Below are 18,368 nucleotides of genomic sequence, written 5' to 3' on the forward strand. Positions count from 1 at the left end.
AGAACTCCTCCGGGCACTTTAGAAGCACAGCGGATTCGGCCTGTCAATAGTTAGTCATGTTGAATGACTATTCCCTTGCTTGCCTTTCATCGCTCCTCTATCCATCATGAATGACGCTCGCCGGCTTCGGCGCGCTGTCAGTCCCGGCGGGAAAAACATGCGATCAGTCTTGTGCTACGGCGACTCCAACACGCACGGCCAGATCCCCGGCAGGGGCCCACTCGAGCGCTATGGTCCAGGTGAGCGTTGGCCGGGTATATTGCGTTCTCAACTGGGTGCCGACTGGTATCTCATCGAGGAGGGATTGAGCGGCCGGACCACCGTCCACGACGATCCGATCGAAGGGGCTCACAAGAACGGCCGAACCTATCTTCGCCCTTGCCTGCAGAGCCATGCGACGCTCGACCTCGTCATCATCATGCTCGGCACCAACGATCTGAAGATCCGCTTCAACAAGCCGCCGTCGGAAGTGGCGATGGGCATCGGCTGCCTCGTCTACGACATCAAGGAGCTGGCGCCTGGACCGGGCGGCTCGACGCCCGAGATCATGATCGTGGCGCCGCCGCCGATGCAGGACGACGTCAAGGAATGGAAGTCGATCTTTGCCGGCGCGCCGGAGAAATCGCGCCTGCTGGCGCTTGAGTTCGAGGTTCTCGCGGACTCGCTCGAACTCCACTTTTTCGATGCCGGCTCGGTGGTGTCCTGCAGCGAAGCGGACGGCTTTCACATCGATGCCGAGGCGCACAGATTGCTTGGCACCGCACTCGCCCGCGCGGTCGATGCCATCGGCTGGAGCCGCTCGACATGAGCAATCCCGGCATCACCAGGCAATGCGCTCTTACCGACGGGGCGACCCTTGCCTGACATGAGATTCGCACCGCCCAACCCCTTGCGCATCGCCGATCGTGCGAGCGGGCTGAATGCGTTGAGCGTGCGCAGCTACAATGAGCGGCTGGTGCTGTCGCTGCTGCTTCAGAACGAAGGCATTTCGCGGATGGAAATCGGCGAGAAGACCGGCCTGTCGGCGCAGACGGCCTCGGTCATCGTCCGCTCGCTCGAGCAGGAAGGCCTGGTCTCGCAGGGCGAGGCGCAGCGCGGCCGCGTCGGTCCGCCCACCATCCCTCTTTCGCTCAACCCGGAGGGCGCCTATGCGGTTGGCGTCGGCTTCAGCCGGCGCAGGATCGACATCGCGCTCATCGACTTCATCGGCACCGTGCGCTTCCACCAGCAGTTGCCGGCGGATGAAGTCAATCCGTTTCCGCAAAGCAGAGATCTGCTGGGGGCGATCAGGCAAGCCATGACGAGCCTGCCGGTCGAGGCGCGCAGCCGCGTCGCCGGCATCGGGCTGGCTGTTCCCGACGAAGTCGACGCCATGGCTGCAACCCGCAACGGATCGAGCACCTCCCTGAAGGCTCTGCAAAGCGAGATCGAGGAGCAGAGCAAGCTGCCGGTTTTCGTGCAGAACGACATCACCGCGGTAGCCGGCGGCGAAAGCATGTTCGGCGTCGCCAAGCCGCTGAACGACTATCTGTTCTTCTATCTCGGAGCAAGGCTGCAGAGCAGGCTCATCCTCAACCACCAGATATACAAGGGAAACTCCAGCGCCAGCTTCGATCATGGCCTTGTGCGCCTGGAGAGCGAACTGACCAGGCGCGGGCGACCGTCCGAAATCATCTGGAGCAGCAGCCCTGAGTGGCCTGACCTCGGCGAGGCCTATAGCGAATGGCTGGGGGAATGCTCCAACCGCCTGAAAGCCTCGATTTCCGCACTGACCCAGTTTGTCGAGTTCAGGACGGTCGTCCTGTCCAGCTATGCGCCGCAGAAAATCGCCAAGGCTTTGTGCGCCGATATCAGCCGGGAATTCGCCACCATCGAAGCGTTGCCGGCGCGGGTGACCATCAGCCCGAAGGCCGTCGGCGCGGCAAGCCTGCCGTTCAGTTCGCGCTTCATGATCCAGTGATTGGGCCGAACCGGCGCTTGCTCCCGCCGGTCGGCTGATCAAGCACCCTCTCCATCAGTGATTTTCAGATGACCAGGCGAATCCGCTTGCCAGGAGGCCTCACTTAATAGCATGTTAAGTGAACCCTGAGATCGCCATGAAGATTGCCGAGGATCACATCCCAGACGACAGCGCCGCGTCCAGCGCCGAAGCGCGCCGCTCGACGGTGTTGGGCAATCGCGTCAAGGCCTATCGCACCACGCGACGCCTGACGCTGCGCCAGCTCGGTGACATGATCGGCACCACCGCCAGTTTCCTGAGCCAGCTCGAGCGCGGCCTTTCGGGCGCCAACACCAGCACGCTGATGCTGATCGCCAATTCGCTCGGCATCAGCCTCGCCGATCTTTTCGACGAATGCGAAGTCTCGCCGCACGCGGTGCTCACACGCGCTGAGCGGCCGGCGCTGCCGACCAGCGAAGGCTACCGCAAGACGCTGCTGTCGCGCCGGCCGATCCATGAGATGGAAGTCTATTGCGGCGAATTCGCCGTTGGCGGCTCGACCGGCGACGTGCCTTACACGCATGGCAACGCGCACGAAATGTTCCTCGTGCTGCGCGGCCGGCTGCAGCTGACGCTCGGCGACGAGAGCTTCATCCTCGAAGAGGGCGACAGCATCGAATATTCGACCTCGACGCCGCACCGAACGATCAATGTCGGCGACACGGTGGCCGAAGTGCTGTGGATCATCGCGCCGCCGACAAGCGGCGCCGTCGACCTCGACCAATATGTAGCCCGGAAAACGCTCGCACCCGGTCTGCCAAAATCAAACAGCGAGCCATCGGAGGGTTAGAAAATGGGAAGCAGATCAAGATTGGCCGGATTTGTCGGTGCCGCCGCACTGGCTTTGCTTGCGGCCGCCGCTCACGCGCAGAATGCACCGCCGGCCGGGACCGTCGTCGACGGGTCGCTGAAGGGCAAGACGCTGACCTTCGTCTCCTATGGCGGCATCTACCAGGACGGCCAGGTCGCCGCGCTCAAGGAATTCGTCGACAAGAGCGGCGTCAAGCTGCTGAATGACGGACCGACCGAAATCGCCAAGCTTCAGGCGCAGGTGGAATCAGGCAATGTGACCTGGGATGTCGTCGATACGGACGATTTTCCGCCCTTCGTGCATTGCGGAAAACTGTTCCAGAAGCTCGACCTGACCAAACTCGACATTTCGCACATCCCGGCAGGGCAGGTCGGCGAGTGCAGCGTGCCGGCGATGAACTACGGCATGGTCCTGATGTACAAGAACGACAAGTACAAGGACAATCCGCCGAAGGACTGGAAGGATTTCTTCGACACCGCGAAATTCCCCGGCACGCGCGCCATCGACGGCAGCGGAAGCCCGATCGGCGGCCTGATCGAACAGGCCATCCTGGCCGACGGCGGCAAGGTCGACGCCATGACGCCGGCCGACATCGACAAGGGCATCGCCAAGATCAAGGCGATCGGTCCGGACACCATCTTCTGGAAGACCGGCGCCGAATCCCAGCAGCTCGCCGAATCCGGCGAGGCCGACATGATTATCATGTGGACCGGTCGCGCCATGACGGCGGTCAAGAACGGCGCTGCCTACACGCCGGTGTGGAAGGACTGGCTGGTCGTCATGGATCAGCTGACCATCCCGGTCGGCGCCAAGGACCCCGATGCCTCCTACGCGCTGATCAACGCCTATCTCGGCAAGAAGTCGCAGGAGATCCTGACCGAGCAGACGTCCTACTCGCCGATCAACAGCGAGGCACAGCCGAAGGTGGATGCCTCCGTCGGCGCCTTCCTGACCAACACGCCGGACCACGCGAAACTGGGCTACCAGCAGAACATCAAGTTCTGGGTCGCCAACTTCGCGACAGCGTCCGACAAGTGGACGGCGCTGATGGCCGGCAACTGAGCCGGCTTACCGCCAAGGTGACTGCGTGAGCCAGACATCGCATACGCCGACGGCCGGGGGTGATCATCCCCGGCCGTCAGGTGCCGTGCAGGGGCCGCAACGGCGCCCGCGCCTTGCCGCCTATCCTTCGCTGCTGGCGATGCCGGCCTTGCTCCTGCTCATCGCCGCGATGGGCTATCCCTTGCTGACCGTCACGCTGCGCAGTTTTTCGGACCCGGCCTGGGGCTTGCAGAACTATGTCTGGTTCTTTTCCACGCCGGTGAACGTCACCGTTCTGTGGCGCACCTTTTCCATCGCCGCCTGGGTCACCATCGTCTGCGTCATCGCCGCCTATCCCTATGCCTATCTCATGACGGCGGTCGGGCCGCGCCTGCGGCTCATCCTCATCCTGTGCGTCTTGGTGCCGTTCTGGGTTAGCGGCGTGGTGCGCACACTGGCCTGGGTCATCCTTTTACAGGATTCCGGCATCATCAATTCCGTGATCAGACTGCTCGGCTTTGACGGCGTAAAGCTGATCCGCACGCAGACCGGCGTGGTCATCGGCATGGCGCAGGTGCTGCTGCCGTTCATGATCCTGCCGCTCTATTCGGTCATGCGCGGCATCGATTTGCGCCTCGTGCAGGCGGCGCGCAGCCTCGGCGCGCGGCCGGCACGTGCCTTCCTGCAGATCTATCTGCCACTGTCGCTGCCCGGTGTTTTCGCCGGCGCCATCATCGTCTTCATCCTGTCGCTCGGCTTCTACATCACCCCGGCACTGCTCGGCGGCCCGCGCAGCACCATGCTGTCAACGCTGGTGCAGAGCCAGGTGCTCAGCCTGCTCAACTGGGGTCGTGGCGGCGCCATGGGCGTCGTGCTGCTGGTCGCAACCTTCGTGCTCCTGGCGCTCGCCGCACCGCTGATGCGCCAGCGCCATAAGCAGGCGTCCAGATCATGAGGCTGGCCCCATTCCGCATTCTGCTCGGCCTGTTCTGCCTGCTGGTCGCCGTCTGGCTGGTGATGCCGACGCTGGTCATTATCCCGATGTCGTTCAACGAGAAGAAGTCGCTTGCCTTCCCGCCGTCCGGCTTCTCCTGGCAGTGGTACGCGAATTTCTTCACCAATCCCGATTGGCTGTCGAGCTTCTTCAATTCGGTCAGGGTCGCGGGCCTAGTCGCCGTCGCCGCCACGCTGATCGGCACGCTGGCGTCACTTGGCCTCAGCCGCATGAAACACTCCGGCGCCGGCCTGCTGCGCGCCATCCTGATCACGCCGATGATCGTGCCCGGCGTGGTGCTGGCGATCGGCATCTATGCCGTTTACCTCGACTACCAGCTTGTCGGCACCACCACCGGCTTCGTCATCGCGCACACGATGCTGGCGATCCCCTTCGTCATCATCGCCGTATCGGCAAGCCTCGAAGTCTTCGACGTACGGCTGGAGACGGCGGCGGCCAGCCTCGGCGCCAACCGCTTCACCACATTCCGCACCGTGACCTTGCCGCTGATCGCGCCCGGTATCCTGTCCGGGCTTTTGTTTGCCTTCGTCACCTCCTTCGATGAAATCATCGTCGCGCTGTTCATCACCAGCCCCTACCTGAAGACCTTGCCGGTGCAGATCTTCACCAGCATCACCCGCGACGCCGATCCGACGGTGACGGCCGTCGGAACCATCATCTTCATTGCCACGACGCTGATCATCAGCGCCGGGCTGATCATCAGCTCGAAATCGACGAGGAGTTGAGATGACTGCGTCCAACACCAGGGAACGTGGCGCGGCCATCGACATCAAGGGCGCAACCAAGCGTTACGGCAATTTCACCGCGCTCGACGATGTCAGTCTGCATATCGAGCCGGGCGAGTTCATGACTCTGCTGGGCCCCAGCGGCTCGGGCAAGACCACCACGCTCAACGTCGTTGCGGGCTTCACCGACCTCACCTCCGGCGACCTCGCCGTCGGCGGCAAAAGCATCGTCGCGCTGCCGGCGCACAAGCGCAACATCGGCGTCGTCTTCCAGCACTACGCGCTGTTTCCGCACATGACCGTCGGCAAGAACGTCGCCTATCCCCTCACCTTGCGCGGCATGGACAAGCAGGCGCGCGACCGTCTCGTCGTGCGAGCGCTGGACATGGTCAAGATGGCCGACTTCGCACATCGCTATCCCTCAGAGCTTTCCGGCGGCCAGCAACAGCGCGTCGCACTGGCGCGCGCCATCGTCTTCGATCCGCCGCTGCTTTTGATGGACGAGCCGCTCGGCGCGCTCGACAAGAAACTGCGCGAATGGCTGCAACTGGAAATCAAGCGCATCCACCGCGAACTCGGCACCACCTTCGTCTATGTGACGCACGACCAGGAAGAGGCACTGGTTCTCTCCGACCGTATCGCCGTGTTCAACCAGGGACGCATCGAACAGGTGGGAACCGGCCGCCAGCTCTATGACGAGCCGACGACATTGTTCGTGGCGAAGTTCATCGGCGAATCGACCAGTTTGCGTGGCGCAGCGGAAACGTCAGGAAACGAAACCAGCTTGACGATCGCCGGCCAGAAGATCGTGGCCAACGGCAAGCTTGCCGGCGACCGCAAACCAGTGGTCCTGCTGCGGCCGGAAAAGCTGTCGCTTGCCGGCACCAATACGCCTCCGGTCGCCGGGCAGAACAGCCTCACCGGTGAGGTCAGCGAAGCGATCTATCTGGGGTCGGGTTCGAAATACCAGGTGACGCTTCGCGACGGCTCGGTCGCCATCGTGCGCGCCTCGCTGGAAGCCTCACCGTTCTCGATTGGTGACACGGTCGATCTGCGCTGGTCCGTCGTTGATGCAAAACTTCTTGCCGACGACGACCGCGCCGACATGACGATGACCTGACCGCTCTTTTCCTCGCAGGATTTTTAGACATGGACGCCAAAGTCAACGGCAACGTCTCGTTCTGGTATGCCGACATCGGCCTGCCGGCCTATCGGGCGCCGCTTCCGGGCGACCTCGAAGCCGATGTCTGCATCGTCGGCGCCGGCTATACCGGTCTTTGGACGGCCTACTATCTGAAGCAGGCCGATCCAGCGATCCGCATCGCCATCGTCGAACGGGAGTTCGCCGGCTTCGGCGCGTCGGGCCGCAATGGCGGCTGGCTGTCCGGCGGCTTCAGCTGGTCGCGCGAGAAATATCTGCAGACGTCGACGCGCGGCGCCGTCATCGACATGGAAACCGCCATGCATGGCACGGTCGATGAAGTGATCAAGGTGACCGAGGCCGAAGGCATCGACGCCGACATCCGCCGCGTCGACAATCTGACGGTTGCGACCAACCCGCCGCAGCTGGAACGGATCAAGGCCGCCTATGCCGATGCGATCGGCTGGAGCGTGCCGAGCGAGCGTGTCAGCCTGATCGGCCAGGCAGAGGCCAAGGCCCGCATCAACATCAAAAATGTGCTTGGCGGTTATATCCACCACGGCACCGCGCGCGTGCAGCCGGCCAAGCTGGTGCGCGGGCTCTCCGAAGCCGTCGAGCGGCTCGGCGTGCCGATCTACGAGCAGACCACCGTGACCGGTATCGAGAAGGGCAAGGTCACGACGAACCGCGGCACCGTGCGCGCGCCGATCATCATCCGCGCCACCGAAGGGTTCACGGCCGGCATATCGGGTAATGAGCGGCTCTGGCTGCCGCTCAACAGCGCGCAGATCATCACCGAGCCGCTACCGCAATCGCTGTGGGACGAGATCGGCTGGGAGGGCCATGAGCTTCTGGGCGACGCCGCGCACGCCTATTGCTATGCGCAGCGCACCAGGGAAGGCCGCATCACCATGGGCGGGCGCGGCGTGCCCTACCGCTACGGGTCAAAGACCGATGTGCGCGGCCAGACGCAGCAGGCGACGATCGAAAGCCTGCACGCGATCCTCACCCGCCTGCTGCCGCAGACAGCCAAGCTTCGCATCGACCATGCCTGGTGCGGCGTGCTTGGCGTGCCGCGCGACTGGTGCACGACGGCCGGTCTCGACCTTGAAACCGGCATCGGCTGGGCCGGCGGTTATGTCGGGCTCGGCGTGTCGAGCTCCAACCTGTCGGGCCGCACGCTGCGCGACCTCATCCTGCGCCGCGACACCGAACTGACCCGGCTGCCCTGGGTCAACCGCCAGGTCAGCAAATGGGAGCCAGAGCCGATGCGCTGGCTCGGCGTCCACTCCATGTATCAGCTCTACCGTGTCGCCGACGAGCGCGAGGAAGCCGGCCTCCAGCATACGTCGAAACTGGCCGCGATCGCCGACCGCATTACGGGGCATTGAAGCCTTCGGAGCGATTCCAAAAACCTTCTGCATTTTCAGTGCCTGCCCGGAGACCGCCATGACCGACTTCCAGACCTTCGCCCATCTCGCCTCGATCGATCTCGGCGAGCCCGAGCCCAAGCCGACCTCGATCAGCGGCGATCAGCTCGAAGCGTCGAAGACGCTGTGGACTTCGCCGGACGGCACGCTGGAAGTCGGCGTCTGGGAGTGCACATCAGGCCGCTTCACGGCCTCGCGCGACAGCAATTCCGAAACCTGCCACATCGTCTCGGGCCGGGTCTCGCTGCATGGTCCCGATGGCCGCAGCGAGGACGTCGGCGCCGGCGAAATGCTGGTGCTGCCGAAAGGCTGGAAAGGCGAATGGACGATCCACGAGAAGACGCGTAAGCTCTATATCCTGCACTTCGAGGCGTGAGCCGACGTCCGCTTCAGCCGAAGCCCCAACAGAATTCTGCACCGTTGCAGCGCTCTGAAGTCGCGGCATGGATCCTCGGGTCTGCGCCGCGTCGCTACGCTCCTTGCTCCTCCCGTGGATGACGAAGCGACGAGCGCTACTCGTCGTCCGAACCGCTGGCCGTCGGCTTGCCTTCTATCGCCTGCCGCAAGGCGTCGTTGATGCGGTCCTGCCAGCCCGGCCCATCCTCCTGAAAGTGGTCCAGCACGGCGCGGTCGATCCGGATCGAAACAAGCTCCCTGACGCCTGGAGCGGCGGAGGGCTCACGAACCGGAGCCGCCGGCTTCTTCACCGGCTTGAAGGCGGCCTCGGCGGCCGTCATCGGATTTGTCGGTCGGCGCGGGGGATTTGTCATCGGATGACCCTGACTGGAGACGATTCGTGCGCGACGCCGCACGCGTGCGCCACCATAGCCCAAGCCGGGCCGTCGCGCAGGCCCCTTTGACCAGGACAATCACTCGGCTGCTTGGAGACTCTGTGCGTCGATAATGACCCTGATCTCGGCGCGGCAGGAGCCGCAATTCGTGCCGGCATGCAGGGCAGCGCCGATTGCCGCGACGCTGCCGCAGCCGCGGCGCACCGCATCGGCGATCTGGTTGGCGCCGACGCCGAAACAGGAGCAGACGATGGCGCCGCGGTCGACGTCGATCCCGCCCGGCCGTCCAGCCACGATCGCCAGCCTGCCGCGCCGGTCGACATGATCGGCACTCAACTGTTCCGCCGCCCAGCCGCGCGACACGGCGACCGGGCCGGGCGCGACGAACAAGGCCCCTGACAGCTGATCGCCGTCGAAGGCGGCGATGCGATGCTGGCCGGCGTCGCGGTCATGATAGGCGAGCATTTCGGCACCCGGTGACGCGCCGAACAGTGACCCGGCAAAGCCGGCCCAGTCGATGTCGTCTTCGGAAAAGGCAAGCTCGACCCGCCAGCCGCCATTGCATTTGGCCACGGCCCAATAGGCTGCGGTATCAGGCTCAGGCCTGCGCCGCGTCACGGCGAAGCCGAAGGCTTTTGCGGCGAATTTCTCGATGCGGGCGGCGACATGTTTCAGCGCCGGCTGGCCGGAAATGGGATCGGTCAGCGGCGCGGTCAGCGTGTCGAGCCGGCCCTTTGCGGCAAACTGGTCGGTCCAGTGCATCGGTGCAAACAGGCTGCCCTGGCGCTGGCGCGCCGTCACCAGCGCGCGCACCAGCACGTCGCCGCGCGGACTGGAAACCCGCACGATGTCGGCGTCGCCGATGCCGAAGCGCAGCGCATCCGCCGGGTGGATTTCAACGAAGGGCTCGGCGATGTGCTGGGATAGCCGCGGGCTTTTGCCGGTTCGCGTCATGGTGTGCCAATGGTCGCGGATACGGCCGGTGTTGAGGATCAGCGGATAGTCGGGACTGGTGCGGATTTCGACAGTGGGGCGGATGGCGATGAAGCGCGCTTTGCGGTCGAGAGTGTAGAAATCGCCGTTGGCGAAGAAGCGGGTGCTTTCACCTTCTGGTTTAAGTCCAGCTTGAACACCCCCCTCTGACCTGCCGGCAATCTCCCCCGCAAGGGGGGAGATTGGCAGCTTTGATGCTCGCATATCTCCTGCATAGTTTGTAATTGGCGAAGGCCGTGGTGGCAGCCGATCTCCCCCCTTGCGGGGGAGATGGCCGGCAGGCCAGAGGGGGGTGGCTGGGCTCGGCGCCGGCCATTGGAACGGCTCCAGCGCCTCATACTCCTCCGCACCAATCCCGGCATAAGCACCAATATCGAAATCCCGCGTACCATCATTCTCGAACCCCGACAGCGCGGCATGCTCGGCAAACACATCCCCCGGCGTGGCATGGGAAAACGCCCCGCCAAACCCCATCCGCTTGCCCACCTCGGCGATAATCCGCCAGTCGGGCAGCGCCTCGCCAGGCAGGTCCAGGAAGGCGCGCTGGCGCGACACCCGGCGCTCGGAATTGGTGACGGTGCCGTCCTTCTCGCCCCAGGCGGCGGCGGGCAGCCGGACATGGGCGTGGCGGACGGTGTCGGTCTGGGCCAGCACGTCCGACACCACGACGAACGGGCACGCCTTGATCGCCGCTTCGACGGCATCGGCGTCCGGCATCGAATCGACCGGGTTGGTGGCCATGATCCACAGCGCCTTGATGCGGCCGTCGGCCAGCGCCTGGAACATCTCGACCGCCTTCAGGCCGGTTTTTTCGGCCACAGTCGGCGCGTTCCAGAAGCGCTGCACACGGTCGCGATGGTCGGGGTTTTCGATCTCCATATGGGCGGCCAGCATGTTGGCCATGCCGCCGACCTCGCGGCCGCCCATGGCGTTGGGCTGGCCGGTCACCGAAAACGGCCCTGCGCCTGGTTTGCCGATGCGGCCTGTGGCCAAATGGCAGTTGATGATGGCGTTGACCTTGTCGGTGCCCGAAGACGACTGGTTCACCCCCTGGCTGTAGACCGTCACCGTTTTCGGCGTCGCCGCGAACAGGCTGTAGAAACGGCCAAGCTCGTCCTCGCTCAGGCCCGTGGCGGCGGCGACGCCGGCCAGGTCGAGCGCCGAGGCGGCGAAAAGCGCTTGCCCGAAGCCGGTCGTGTGCGTCGTGATGTAGGCGCGGTCGAGCGCATTGTGCTGGCCGAGATAGGCGAGCAGACCGGTGAACAGGGCGACGTCGCCATCCGGCGCGATCGCCAGATGCATATCGGCGATGTCAGCGGTCATGGTGCGACGCGGGTCGACCAGCACGATCTTCATCTCCGGCCGCTTTTCCCGGGCCGCCGCGATGCGCTGGTAGAGCACGGGATGGCACCAGGCGAGGTTGGAGCCGACCAGCACGATGAGATCGGCAAGTTCCAAATCGTCATAGGTTCCCGGCACGGTGTCGGAGCCGAAGGCGCGGCGGTGGCCGGCGACCGAGGAGGCCATGCACAGCCGCGAATTGGTGTCGATGTTGGCCGAGCCGACAAAGCCCTTCATCAGCTTGTTGGCGACGTAATAGTCTTCGGTCAGCAACTGGCCGGAGACATAGAAGGCGACCGCATCGGACCCGTGCTCCGCGATGGTTTTCGAGAAGGTCGAGGCGACGAGGTCGAGCGCCTCGTCCCAGCCGGCGCGGCGGCCGTGGATCTCCGGATGAAGCAGCCTGCCGTCGAGATCGATGGTCTCGGCCAGTGCCGAGCCCTTGGAGCAGAGCCGGCCGAAATTGGCCGGATGGTCGGGGTCGCCGCGAACTGACACTTGCCCGTCCGCGGCGACCTTCGCAAGCACGCCGCAACCCACCCCGCAATAGGGGCAGGTGGTCCTCACCTCGCGCGCTTCGTCGATCTCCATGGTTCAGGCCGCGCGGCTGGCCAGCGCTTCCAGCGCGATGAACAACCGCTCGCCTTCGACCCGCACCGGAATGGTGCGCACCGCGCCCTCGTCGGCGCCGAGCGCTTTGCCCGTCTCCAGCGAAATCACCCAATTGTGCAAGGGACAGGTCACCGACGTGCCGTGCACGATGCCCTGACTGAGTGGTCCGCCCTTGTGCGGGCAATGGTCGTCGATGGCATAGACCTGATCGTCCTGCGTGCGGAAGACGGCGACCTTGCCTTCCGGGGTGGCGACGCAGCGCGCGCCGCGGCGGGGGATGTCCGAGATGGAGCCTATCGATATCCAGTTCATGATTGTCACTCCGCCGCCTGCGCAAACCCGACCGAGGCCATCGGCCGGAATTCGTGCTTGTCCTTGCCGGAAACGCGTTCCGACCACGGGTCGACCTGGGCGAATTTCTGGCTGAAGACGAAGCGCTCGTAGTAGGCCTTGCGCTTGTCGCCATCGTCCATGATCTGGCGCTTGATCTCGGGGATGCCGATGCGCTTGGCCCATTTGTAGATGCGCTCGAGATAGCGGCCCTGCTCGCGGTACATCTGCGTCAGCGCCACGATATGCTCCAGCGCCTCGTCCTCAGTCTTGACTAGGCCGAGCACCTCGGTGCCCTTGATGTCGAGGCCGGCCGCCCCGGCGAAATGGATCTCGTAGCCGGAGTCGACGCAGATCACGCCGACATCTTTGCAGGTCGCCTCGGCGCAGTTGCGGGGACAGCCCGACACCGCCATCTTGACCTTGGCCGGGGTCCACGAGCCCCACATGAATTTTTCGATGCGGACGCCAAACCCTGTCGAATCCTGCGTGCCGAAGCGGCACCAGTCGGAGCCGACGCAGGTCTTCACCGTGCGCAGGCCCTTGGCGTAGGCGTGGCCGGAGACGAAGCCGGCCTGGCCGAGATCAGCCCACACCGCCGGCAGGTCTTCCTTGCGGATGCCGAGCATGTCGATGCGCTGGCCGCCGGTGACCTTGACCATCGGGATTTCGAACTTGTCGACGACGTCGGCGATGGCGCGCAGCTCGGCGGCATTGGTGACGCCGCCCCACATGCGCGGCACCACCGAATAGGTGCCATCCTTCTGGATGTTGGCGTGGACGCGCTCGTTGATGAAGCGCGACTGGTAATCGTCGGCATAATCATCCGGCCAGTCGCAGACGAGGTAGTAGTTCAGCGCCGGCCGGCATTTGGCGCAGCCGCAGGAGGTCGTCCATTCCAATTCCTGCATGACGGCGGGAATGGTCTTCAGGCCCTTGGCCTTGATCAGCCGGCGCACCTCGTCATGGCCGAGGGTGGTGCAGGAGCACATCGGCTGCACGGCGGCGGGGTTGTACGTGTCGCCGAGGGTCAGCACCATCAGCTTTTCGACCAGGCCCGTGCAGGAGCCGCAGGAGGCGGACGCCTTGGTATGGGCGCGCACGTCGTCGAGTGAGGTCAGGCCCTTCCCCGTAATCGCGCCAGTGATCTTTCCCTTGCAAACGCCGTTGCAGCCGCAGATTTCCGCATCATCCGGCAAGGCTGCAACGGCCGCCATAGGGTCCAGCGGGGCACCCCCCTGGTAGGACTGGCCGAAGATAAGTGTGTCGCGCATCTCCGATATGTCGGTCTGCTTCTTCTTCAGGTCGTTGAACCAGGCGCCGTCGGCCGTCTCGCCATAGAGCACGGTACCGATGATGCGGTCGTCCTTCAGCACCAGCCGCTTGTAGACACCGGCCGACGCATCGCGCAGCACGATTTCCTGGCGGTCGTCGCCATCGGCGAAGTCGCCGAGCGAGAACAGGTCGATGCCGGTGACCTTGAGCTTGGTCGGCGTGTCCGAATGAACGAAGGCCGCCGCCTCGTCGCCGGCCAGTTGGCTGGCGGTGACGCGCGCCATCTCATAGAGCGGCGCGACCAGGCCATAAACCTGGCCACTGACCTCGGCGCACTCACCGAGCGCATAGATGTCGGGATCGTTGCTGCGCATGCCGGCATCGACGACGATGCCGCGATTGACGGCAATGCCGGCTTCCTTGGCGATTGCGGCGTTCGGCCGGATGCCGACCGCCATGACCACCAGCGTCGCCGGAATGATGGTTCCGTCGGCAAGTTCCACCTGCTCGACCTTGCCGTTGCCCGTGATCGCCTGGGTGTTGGCCTTGGTGATGACCTTGATGCCGCGTTCTTCAACCGCGCGCTGCAGGAGATAGCCGGCGGCCGGATCGAGCTGGCGCTCCATCAGTGTCGGCATGACATGCAGCACGGTGACGTCCATGCCTTGCGCGTTGAGGCCGGCCGCGGCCTCGAGCCCGAGCAGCCCGCCGCCAATGACCACAGCCTTGGCCCGCGACTGGGCGGCAAGCATCATCGCCCGGACGTCGTCGAGATCGCGATAGGTGAGCACGCCCGGCAAATTGTGGCCCGGCACCGGGATGATGAATGGCACCGAGCCAGTGGCGATGACGAGCTTGTCGTAGGGCTCGGTCACGCCATGATCGGAGGTGACGGTCTTTGCCTGCCGGTCGATGGCGACGATCTTGTGGCCCTTGTAGAGGGTGATGCCGTGCTTGATGTACCAGCCGTCGCCATGGATGATGATCTCCTCATAGGCCTTTTCGCCCGATAGAACCGGCGACAGCATGATGCGGTCGTAGTTCACGCGCGGCTCGGCGTTGAAGATGGTGACCTGGTAGCGCCCAGGCGCCTTTTCCAGGAGATGCTCCAGCATACGCCCGGGGGCCATGCCGTTGCCGATGATGACGAGTTTTTCGGTCATGTCCTGTGATCCACTCCGGTCTCACTCAGCCGCGTAGGAAAGGCCTGAAGCTTCGGCAGACGCCCTGCGCTCCATCCGCCGGATGGAAAAATGCATCCAAGCAAAGCAGGTGGCGACGATGACGAAGAGCAGCATGAAGCAACTCGACCAGACGCCGGTGAGGTCGTTGAGCGCGCCGAAGGCAATTGGCAGGATAAAACCGCCGAGCCCGCCAATCATGCCGACAACGCCGCCGACCGCGCCGACACTCTGCGGATAGTAAGCCGGGATGTGCTTGTAGACGGCGGCCTTGCCAAGGCTCATGAAGAAGCCGAGCACGCAGGCAACGGCTATGAAGGCCAGCGGGCCGATCTCGAAATGGAAGGCGATCGGCCCGCTGATGCCGCGCACGACATAGTCTGCCGAGGGGAGAGACAGAACGAGAGTCGCGACGGCACTGACAGCGAAGGTCCAGTAGAGCACGGTGCGGGCGCCGATCCGGTCGGAAAGCACGCCGCCGTAGGCGCGGAAAATACTCGCCGGGATCGAATAGGCCGCGCCGATCATGCCGGCGGTCGCAAGCCCGAAGCCGTAGACGCCGATCAGGTAGCGGGGCAGCCACAGCGACAGCGCCACGAATGCACCGAAGGCGAAGAAATAATAGAACGCGAAGCGCCAGACCTGCAGGTTCTTGAGCGGCGCGAATTCCTGCAAGAAGCTTCTCGCGGGCGCAGCCTTGCCGGCGCGGCGCTCGCGGATGACCGGATCGTCGCCGGTCGTGAACCAGAAGACGGCGGCCATGACCACGAGTGCGGCCGCCCAGATCAGCGCGACCGACTGCCAGCCCCAGGAGAGAAGCACGAACGGCGCCAGGAACTTGGTGACCGCGGCCCCGACATTGCCGACGCCGAAAATGCCCAGCGCCGTCCCCTGTTTGCCGGCGGGGAAGAAGCGCGAGACATAGGCGACACCGACGGCGAAGGAGCCACCGGCGAGCCCGACACCGAGCGCGGCGATCAGCATCTGCCCGTAGGTCTGCGCAAAAGCCAGCAGGAAGGTCGCGACCGCGGCCGCAAGCATGGTCGCGGTGTAGACCAGCCGCCCGCCAAAACGGTCCGTCCAGACGCCGAGCACCATGCGCACGAGCGAGCCGGTAAGGATTGGCGTGCCGACGAGCAGGCCGAATTCCGTCTCGTTCAGCCCAAGCTCCTGCTTTATGCGCACGCCGATGATTGAAAAGATCGTCCACACCGCGAAGCAGACGGTGAAGGCGATGGTGGACATCACAAGCGCCTGCCGGGGAGCACTGTCCTGGCTGGGCGCGGCTGGGAGATTTGCGGTCAATGTCTGGCTCCGGTTTGCGGCGTGGGAGGCACCGCCGATATTTTGTGGGTGAATCAGCGATGCGGCATCGGTGCGTGCGACGAGACCGGGGCCGCCACGGTCAGGTCCCTGCTTTCGGTCTTGGCGCCGACGGGAAACAGCAGGAGTGCCACGGTGAACAGCGCCGCCGTCAGCGCGCTGCTGGCCAGAAAATCGCGGCGCGTGAAGTCCGCGAGGGACGTGCCAGTTCCGATCTGTTTCGTCATCGTCGTCTCCGGTTGGGCGCCGCCTGGGACCAGCGCCGTCGATTGCGTGTTCGGTAAAAACAAAAAAAGCCGCCGGCCAGGTCTTCGCGCGCCCGTCCATCCGGGATCGCGTATTGACCTGAGCGGCAGCTTTGCCTGTGGCGCCCGCCATTGGACGCCGTGTCACTTGGCCCTTGCGGACCTACATTCTGAAAAGCAGGAAGCGTGCCAATTCGACAGCACTCTAGATTATCGAATGAAATCAATGCGAACCGCAGCCGCGCGATTTTTGACCACGCCCGGCAGCGGATCAAAGATTAGTCAGAATGCCTTGCATAGCAGCATAATATTTGTGCAATGCGGTAGATTGCCCATTGCCGATGCAGATTGCCATTGCCGATGATGACGCGTTTTTCGGTCATGGCCTTACTCAGCGGCTTCGACGAAGCGGTGGCGTTCGTAGAGGAACTTCAACACAGCCTCGCGGCAGCGCAGGAAGGTGCGGTCGGAAGAGAGTTCGACGCGGCGGCGCGGCCGGGCGAGCGGCACCGCAAGCACCTCGCCGATGGTCGCCGCCGGGCCGTTGGTCATCATGACGATGCGGTCGGAGAGCAGCACCGCCTCGTCGACATCATGGGTGATCATGATTGTCGTCGAGCCGAGCCTGGAATGGATGTCCATCACCGCATCCTGCAGATGAGCGCGAGTCAGCGCGTCGAGCGCGCCGAACGGTTCGTCGAGCAGCAGGATCTTCGGCTCCATGGCGAGCGCCCGGGCAATGCCGACGCGCTGCTTCATGCCACCCGAAATCTCTGCCGGGCGCTTGTCCTTGGCATGCACCATCTGCACGAGGTCGAGGTTGCGCATGATCCAGTCATGCCGCTCGGCCTTGCTCTTCGAACGGCCGAAGACCTTCGACACCGCGAGGTTGATGTTTTCGTAGACGGTGAGCCACGGCAGCAGCGAGTGGTTCTGGAACACCACCGCGCGTTCGGGACCAGGACTGTCGACCTCCTTGTCCTCGAGCAGCACGGCGCCGGCGGACACCTTGGTCAGCCCGGCGATCAGATTGAGCAGGGTCGACTTGCCGCAACCGGAATGGCCGATGATGGAGACGAATTCGCCCTTGTCGATGGTCAGCCTGATGTCCTTCAACACGTCGCTGACCTGGGCACCACGAGTGAAGGATTTGTCGATATGGTCGAGTTTCAGATAGGCCGTCATCGCCCCTCTCCTCACTTTGCCGTTGTGCCGCGGGTGACGAAAGTGCCGACCGCTGCGACCAGCCGGTCGAGGCAGAAGCCGGTGACACCGATATAGGCGAGCGCGACGATGATGTCGGGCAGCCGCGACGAGTTCCACGCGTCCCAGATGAAGAAGCCGATGCCGACGCCGCCGGTCAGCATTTCGGCGGCGACGATGGCGAGCCAGGACAGGCCGATGCCGATCCTCAGGCCGGTGAAGATGTAGGGCGCGGCGGCCGGCACCATGATCTTGACGAAGAATTCGAGCTGGTTGAGCCGCAGGATGCGCGAGACGTTGCGGTAGTCCTCGGGGATGTTGCGCACGCCGACGGCGGTGTTGATGATCACAGGCCAGATCGAGGTGATGAAGATAACGAAGATTGCCGACGGGCTGGAATCGCGGAACGCGGCCAGCGACAGCGGCAGCCAGGCCAGCGGCGGCACGGTGCGCAGGATCTGGAACACCGGATCGAGGCCGCGCATCGCCCAGATCGACTGGCCTACCAGCGCGCCGAGCGCAACGCCGACGATTGCCGCCATGCCGAAGCCGATGGCGACGCGCTGCAGCGAGATCAGCACCCGCCAGGCAAGGCCGATGTCCTGCGGGCCATTGTTGAAGAACGGATGCGCGATCAGATCGTAGGCCTCGTTCCACACCTGGCTCGGCGGCGGCAGGCTGGCGGTGGGCGACGAGCAGGCGATCTGCCAGACGACCAGCATGAGGGCGATGACGATGACCGGCGGCACCAGCGCGCTGGCCAGTTTGCCGGCGATCACGATCGGATCGAAGCGGCGCCGCGCCTTGGAGGTGAAGGCGATGACCTCCGCTGGCTTCGTGGGGAACGCTTTCACCGTTGTGTCCTCGATTGTCTGGATCGACATGTCTTGGAAACTCCTTGGTCGGGATTTG

17 protein-coding genes are annotated in these 18,368 nt (G+C 64.2%); 9 read left to right on the forward strand and 8 right to left on the reverse strand.

Annotated elements, in window-relative coordinates; translation table 11 throughout:
* Window positions 1–157 precede the first annotated feature (157 nt).
* The 9 genes from ACFOJ9_RS23200 (at window position 158) to ACFOJ9_RS23240 (ending at window position 8,538) form a co-directional block, all read left to right on the forward strand.
* Window positions 158–808, forward strand: coding sequence for an SGNH/GDSL hydrolase family protein (locus ACFOJ9_RS23200; RefSeq protein ID WP_378981671.1), 651 nt, complete (start codon window positions 158–160; stop codon window positions 806–808).
* Window positions 809–865: 57 nt separating this feature from the next.
* Window positions 866–1,960, forward strand: coding sequence for an ROK family transcriptional regulator (locus ACFOJ9_RS23205; RefSeq protein ID WP_378987990.1), 1,095 nt, complete (start codon window positions 866–868; stop codon window positions 1,958–1,960).
* 136 nt (window positions 1,961–2,096) lie between these two features.
* A complete protein-coding gene (locus tag ACFOJ9_RS23210) occupies window positions 2,097–2,789 on the forward strand; it encodes a helix-turn-helix domain-containing protein (protein WP_378981673.1) in 693 nt (230 codons plus the stop codon).
* Between the two features lie 3 nt (window positions 2,790–2,792).
* Window positions 2,793–3,872, forward strand: coding sequence for an extracellular solute-binding protein (locus ACFOJ9_RS23215; RefSeq protein ID WP_378981675.1), 1,080 nt, complete (start codon window positions 2,793–2,795; stop codon window positions 3,870–3,872).
* Between the two features lie 25 nt (window positions 3,873–3,897).
* Window positions 3,898–4,806 carry an ABC transporter permease gene (locus ACFOJ9_RS23220; protein ID WP_378981677.1) on the forward strand — a complete coding sequence of 303 codons (909 nt, stop codon included), beginning with the start codon at window positions 3,898–3,900 and terminating at the stop codon, window positions 4,804–4,806.
* Window positions 4,803–5,591, forward strand: coding sequence for an ABC transporter permease (locus tag ACFOJ9_RS23225; protein ID WP_378981679.1), 789 nt, complete (start codon window positions 4,803–4,805; stop codon window positions 5,589–5,591). Before ACFOJ9_RS23220 ends, ACFOJ9_RS23225 begins: the two co-directional genes overlap by 4 nt.
* Before the next feature lies 1 nt (window position 5,592).
* Window positions 5,593–6,711 (forward strand): ABC transporter ATP-binding protein, encoded by a 1,119-nt coding sequence (locus ACFOJ9_RS23230; protein ID WP_378981681.1) that lies wholly within the window; start codon window positions 5,593–5,595, stop codon window positions 6,709–6,711.
* 29 nt (window positions 6,712–6,740) lie between these two features.
* Window positions 6,741–8,123, forward strand: a complete 1,383-nt coding sequence (locus ACFOJ9_RS23235) for an NAD(P)/FAD-dependent oxidoreductase (protein WP_378981683.1) — start codon at window positions 6,741–6,743, stop codon at window positions 8,121–8,123.
* Window positions 8,124–8,181: 58 nt separating this feature from the next.
* Window positions 8,182–8,538, forward strand: coding sequence for a cupin domain-containing protein (locus ACFOJ9_RS23240; RefSeq protein WP_378981685.1), 357 nt, complete (start codon window positions 8,182–8,184; stop codon window positions 8,536–8,538).
* A 136-nt stretch (window positions 8,539–8,674) separates the two neighbouring features.
* Here ACFOJ9_RS23240 and ACFOJ9_RS23245 read toward each other — a convergent pair whose 3' ends face one another.
* The 8 genes from ACFOJ9_RS23245 to ntrB form a co-directional block, all read right to left on the reverse strand.
* Complete coding sequence (locus tag ACFOJ9_RS23245; RefSeq protein WP_378981687.1) at window positions 8,675–8,932, reverse strand: BrnA antitoxin family protein; 258 nt, start codon at window positions 8,930–8,932, stop codon at window positions 8,675–8,677.
* Window positions 8,933–9,031: 99 nt separating this feature from the next.
* Complete coding sequence (locus ACFOJ9_RS23250; protein ID WP_378981689.1) at window positions 9,032–11,878, reverse strand: nitrate reductase; 2,847 nt, start codon at window positions 11,876–11,878, stop codon at window positions 9,032–9,034.
* Between the two features lie 3 nt (window positions 11,879–11,881).
* On the reverse strand, window positions 11,882–12,211 hold the full coding sequence (gene nirD / locus ACFOJ9_RS23255; protein WP_378981691.1) for a nitrite reductase small subunit NirD: 330 nt from the start codon (window positions 12,209–12,211) through the stop codon (window positions 11,882–11,884).
* A gap of 5 nt (window positions 12,212–12,216) precedes the next feature.
* Window positions 12,217–14,667, reverse strand: a complete 2,451-nt coding sequence (gene nirB, locus ACFOJ9_RS23260; protein WP_378981693.1) for a nitrite reductase large subunit NirB — start codon at window positions 14,665–14,667, stop codon at window positions 12,217–12,219.
* Between the two features lie 21 nt (window positions 14,668–14,688).
* Window positions 14,689–15,930 (reverse strand): MFS transporter, encoded by a 1,242-nt coding sequence (locus tag ACFOJ9_RS23265; RefSeq protein WP_378987993.1) that lies wholly within the window; start codon window positions 15,928–15,930, stop codon window positions 14,689–14,691.
* A 113-nt stretch (window positions 15,931–16,043) separates the two neighbouring features.
* Window positions 16,044–16,235: a twin-arginine translocation signal domain-containing protein gene (locus ACFOJ9_RS23270; protein ID WP_378981695.1), complete on the reverse strand. Its 192-nt coding sequence runs from the start codon at window positions 16,233–16,235 to the stop codon at window positions 16,044–16,046.
* 405 nt (window positions 16,236–16,640) lie between these two features.
* Window positions 16,641–17,438, reverse strand: a complete 798-nt coding sequence (locus ACFOJ9_RS23275; protein ID WP_378981697.1) for an ABC transporter ATP-binding protein — start codon at window positions 17,436–17,438, stop codon at window positions 16,641–16,643.
* A gap of 11 nt (window positions 17,439–17,449) precedes the next feature.
* The gene (gene ntrB, locus ACFOJ9_RS23280; protein WP_378981699.1) at window positions 17,450–18,340 is read right to left on the reverse strand and encodes a nitrate ABC transporter permease; all 891 of its coding nucleotides are present in this window, start codon (window positions 18,338–18,340) and stop codon (window positions 17,450–17,452) included.
* Between the last annotated feature and the right edge of the window lie 28 nt (window positions 18,341–18,368).

Origin of the sequence: Mesorhizobium cantuariense (genome assembly GCF_042647205.1) — a bacterium.
Classification (GTDB): domain Bacteria; phylum Pseudomonadota; class Alphaproteobacteria; order Rhizobiales; family Rhizobiaceae; genus Mesorhizobium; species Mesorhizobium cantuariense.

Bases quoted from the DNA above. Each gene is read 5' to 3' on its own strand.
- ACFOJ9_RS23200 (WP_378981671.1), top strand. From the start codon at position 158: ATGCGATCAGTCTTGTGCTACGGCGACTCCAACACGCACGGCCAGATC.
- nirB (WP_378981693.1), bottom strand. From the start codon at position 14,667: ATGACCGAAAAACTCGTCATCATCGGCAACGGCATGGCCCCCGGGCGT.
- ACFOJ9_RS23215 (WP_378981675.1), top strand. From the start codon at position 2,793: ATGGGAAGCAGATCAAGATTGGCCGGATTTGTCGGTGCCGCCGCACTG.
- ACFOJ9_RS23240 (WP_378981685.1), top strand. From the start codon at position 8,182: ATGACCGACTTCCAGACCTTCGCCCATCTCGCCTCGATCGATCTCGGC.
- ACFOJ9_RS23265 (WP_378987993.1), bottom strand. From the start codon at position 15,930: ATGTCCACCATCGCCTTCACCGTCTGCTTCGCGGTGTGGACGATCTTT.
- ACFOJ9_RS23250 (WP_378981689.1), bottom strand. From the start codon at position 11,878: ATGGAGATCGACGAAGCGCGCGAGGTGAGGACCACCTGCCCCTATTGC.
- ACFOJ9_RS23205 (WP_378987990.1), top strand. From the start codon at position 866: ATGAGATTCGCACCGCCCAACCCCTTGCGCATCGCCGATCGTGCGAGC.
- ntrB (WP_378981699.1), bottom strand. From the start codon at position 18,340: ATGTCGATCCAGACAATCGAGGACACAACGGTGAAAGCGTTCCCCACG.
- ACFOJ9_RS23275 (WP_378981697.1), bottom strand. From the start codon at position 17,438: ATGACGGCCTATCTGAAACTCGACCATATCGACAAATCCTTCACTCGT.
- ACFOJ9_RS23225 (WP_378981679.1), top strand. From the start codon at position 4,803: ATGAGGCTGGCCCCATTCCGCATTCTGCTCGGCCTGTTCTGCCTGCTG.
- ACFOJ9_RS23270 (WP_378981695.1), bottom strand. From the start codon at position 16,235: ATGACGAAACAGATCGGAACTGGCACGTCCCTCGCGGACTTCACGCGC.
- ACFOJ9_RS23235 (WP_378981683.1), top strand. From the start codon at position 6,741: ATGGACGCCAAAGTCAACGGCAACGTCTCGTTCTGGTATGCCGACATC.
- ACFOJ9_RS23245 (WP_378981687.1), bottom strand. From the start codon at position 8,932: ATGACAAATCCCCCGCGCCGACCGACAAATCCGATGACGGCCGCCGAG.
- ACFOJ9_RS23230 (WP_378981681.1), top strand. From the start codon at position 5,593: ATGACTGCGTCCAACACCAGGGAACGTGGCGCGGCCATCGACATCAAG.
- ACFOJ9_RS23210 (WP_378981673.1), top strand. From the start codon at position 2,097: ATGAAGATTGCCGAGGATCACATCCCAGACGACAGCGCCGCGTCCAGC.
- nirD (WP_378981691.1), bottom strand. From the start codon at position 12,211: ATGAACTGGATATCGATAGGCTCCATCTCGGACATCCCCCGCCGCGGC.